3 protein-coding genes are annotated in these 3,024 nt (G+C 44.0%); 2 read left to right on the forward strand and 1 reads right to left on the reverse strand.

Going from position 1 to position 3,024, the window contains the following annotated elements; genetic code table 11:
• Positions 1–75 precede the first annotated feature (75 nt).
• Positions 76–930, forward strand: a complete 855-nt coding sequence (locus tag CAG69_RS20070) for a MurR/RpiR family transcriptional regulator (RefSeq protein WP_005378021.1) — start codon at positions 76–78, stop codon at positions 928–930.
• Between the two features lie 77 nt (positions 931–1,007).
• Here the strand turns inward: CAG69_RS20070 and CAG69_RS20075 are convergent, their stop codons facing one another.
• Complete coding sequence (locus tag CAG69_RS20075; protein ID WP_005393219.1) at positions 1,008–2,252, reverse strand: iron-containing alcohol dehydrogenase; 1,245 nt, start codon at positions 2,250–2,252, stop codon at positions 1,008–1,010.
• 377 nt (positions 2,253–2,629) lie between these two features.
• Here CAG69_RS20075 and CAG69_RS20080 point away from each other — a divergent pair, with 377 nt between their 5' ends.
• On the forward strand, positions 2,630–2,896 hold the full coding sequence (locus CAG69_RS20080) for a GrxA family glutaredoxin (RefSeq protein ID WP_005378026.1): 267 nt from the start codon (positions 2,630–2,632) through the stop codon (positions 2,894–2,896).
• The last annotated feature ends 128 nt before the right edge of the window (positions 2,897–3,024 follow it).

The raw sequence follows: 3,024 nt of genomic DNA on the forward strand, positions 1-3,024 counted from the left end.
ACTCTACTCTGGAATCTTCGTGTTTCCTTTCGTTAACAGAGCCAGCGAGTTGTTCTCTATACCCTCGTGAACACTATGAATACATTAGAAAAAATTCAAAAAAACCTGGAGAATTTCAGTAAGTCAGAGCGCAAAGTTGCGGAAGTAATTATGGCGTCTCCACAAACTGCAATTCATTCAAGCATTGCAACGTTGGCTAAAATGGCTGATGTTAGTGAGCCCACTGTAAACCGCTTCTGTCGTCGTCTGGACACCAAGGGCTTTCCAGATTTTAAGCTTCACTTGGCACAGAGCCTAGCCAACGGTACCCCTTACGTTAACCGTAACGTGGAAGAAGACGATGGCCCAGACGCGTACACCCATAAGATTTTCGAATCGACCATGGCGTGTTTAGATGTCGCGAAAAACAGCCTAGATCCAATGCAAGTGAACCGTGCGGTCGATTTGCTAACGCAAGCGAAGCGCATTTCATTCTTTGGTCTTGGTGCATCATCTTCTGTAGCCCGAGACGCACAAAACAAGTTTATTCGCTTTAACATTCCAATTACTTGTTTTGAAGACATTGTCATGCAGCGCATGAGTTGTATTAACTGCAGTGATAATGATGTTGTGGTTCTTATTTCTCACACAGGTCGAACGAAGAGTCAGGTCGAAATAGCAAACCTTGCTCGTGAAAACGGCGCGACAGTCATTGCGATTACAGCAAAGGACTCACCGCTAGAAAAGGCAAGTTCACTCGCTATTACGCTTGATATTCCTGAAGATACCGACGTCTATATGCCAATGGCGAGTCGAGTTGTACAGATGACGGTGATTGATGTACTGGCAACTGGCTTCACACTCCGCCGTGGTACAGGTTTCCGTGAGAACCTAAAACGCGTAAAAGATGCGTTGAAAGACAGTCGCTATGACAAGCTAAGTCAGTACTAAGTCCTGCTGTTTAGTGAAAGATTTAATAAAGGGGAGCTCAACGCTCCCCTTTTTTCAATGTGCTTTAGATCAATACATCAACCCAAGTCGTTCACACTCGATAAGTCCGTTCTTGATTCAAGCACTTCTACAGAGCTCACGTGTTGTGTGCTCTCTGCCACACACTCTCCACTGCAATCACAGACTTGCTGCAATATGTATATCAAACGTTCCTGATTAAGGGGTAACGGGTTGCCTTTGATCGCCATCGACTTAAGCGCATCGTTCGCCACTTGTTCAAAAGAAGTTTGGCATACTCCGAATTGGCCAAGTAACGGCAACGCTAACTTATCTAACACCATATTTACCCAAAGAACCCCATCGTGCTCATTCGCGTTCGCACGATCGGTAACCAATTGGGCAAGTTTACGATAACGACTTATCACATCATTCCTGCCAGCGAGCTTCGCGGCGTTAATATTTTCCTGCATCACGTGCGGTGCAAGACGCGCCGTGATCACGCTGTGGGGAGCATCTAACTTACCTCCTAACGCCGACGCAAGCCCATGCGCAGCACCTAATTTGGCGTTAGTAATGGCCATGCCACCAAGCAACGCAGCGAACGATAAGTCCGACCGAGCCTTATGATTATCTTGCTTACAAGCAGCAATCACTGAACGGCTTAAACGACGAAGTCCCTCTTCGCACACCATATCTGTAAGAGGATTTGGCTCACCACACACATACGCTTCCATCAAATGAGTGAACGCATCCATCGCGCCACGCCCGGATGTGTATTGATCGGTTCCATAAGTGAGCGTCGGATCCACAATGGCAACGTCTGCCAGCATATCAGGGCTTCGAAGACTCACTTTCACTTTATCTTGTCCAGACTTCAACACCGCATTTCGAGTCACCTCTGAACCCGTGCTTGCTGTCGTAGGAATTGCAATAAAATGAAGAGGTTTAGCCTTTAATGGTACGTTTCTTCCTACCACCTCGACGTAGTCGTAAACATTGCCTTGGTTAGGAATAATAGCGGCTAGAGCTTTACCCATATCGATGACACTGCCACCGCCAATAGCAATCACCATATCAGGCTGGAATTTTCTACCGAGTACCGCGGTCTCTTCTACCATTGTGATATAAGGTTCGCCATTGATTGCTACGTGTTGGTAACGCATATTTTGAGCTTTAAGGTAGTTAATGATGGGCGTGGCTCGTTGGGTGTCCTTCCCAGTTACCAGTAAAACACTGTAGCCAAATTGGTTGATAACGGATAATGAAGACTGAAGTGCACCTTCACCAAATATAATCCTTGTTGCAGTCATAAACTGAAACATACACATCCTCCCAAAATAATATACCCAAATAACCTCTTGCCCTCTGATTTAACACTTATGTAAGAGTTGAAGTCATTTGCGTATAGCCAGATTAGATTGCTATGTTTTTGAATAAAAAAAATTGACCAATTCCACCTTGCCATCATTAACCCCTTAAAATGTATGTTTTTTATGCGTCACTTCACATACTTTAGAGCCATAGAATAAGGGAGCGCGTTTAGTTTTTATTCGATAGATTTCACCTATAGAACCAAGAGGTAATTGCCGCTTTATTTCCGTATCTGGATCGGGCATAGTTACTACAACAAAAGAGAGCGCACTCAGCCGCTATGTTTTGTACGCTTTCAAAAAAGAATAGATTTAGGAGAAATAAGATTATGTTCGTTGTTATCTTTGGTCGCCCTGCATGTCCTTTCTGTGTTCGTGCAAAAGAACACGCAGAAACGCTAAAAGCGAAGCGTGACGACTTCAACTACCGTTACGTTGATATCCATGCTGAAGGCATTTCTAAAGCAGATCTTGAGAAAACAGTTGGTAAACCAGTTGAAACTGTTCCTCAAATCTTTATCGACCAAGAGCACATCGGTGGCTGCGACGAGTTCGAGGCATACGCGAAAGAGCACCTAGGTCTATTTGACGAGTAATAAAGACAGTTTTTAAAAAAGCCGCATGATGCGGCTTTTTTATTATTTTTCAGTTGGTTATTACCTTACGTCAACTAATGGTAAAACCTAAAAAAATTCACTTATCTTTTTGCTATATTTAGTTACAA

Origin of the sequence: Vibrio sp. V43_P6S15P86 (assembly GCF_009904725.1) — a bacterium.
In the GTDB taxonomy this organism is placed as follows: domain Bacteria; phylum Pseudomonadota; class Gammaproteobacteria; order Enterobacterales; family Vibrionaceae; genus Vibrio; species Vibrio diabolicus.

Coding starts and splice junctions, on each gene's coding strand:
- CAG69_RS20080 (WP_005378026.1), top strand. CDS start 2,630: ATGTTCGTTGTTATCTTTGGTCGCCCTGCATGTCCTTTCTGTGTTCGT.
- CAG69_RS20070 (WP_005378021.1), top strand. CDS start 76: ATGAATACATTAGAAAAAATTCAAAAAAACCTGGAGAATTTCAGTAAG.
- CAG69_RS20075 (WP_005393219.1), bottom strand. CDS start 2,252: ATGTTTCAGTTTATGACTGCAACAAGGATTATATTTGGTGAAGGTGCA.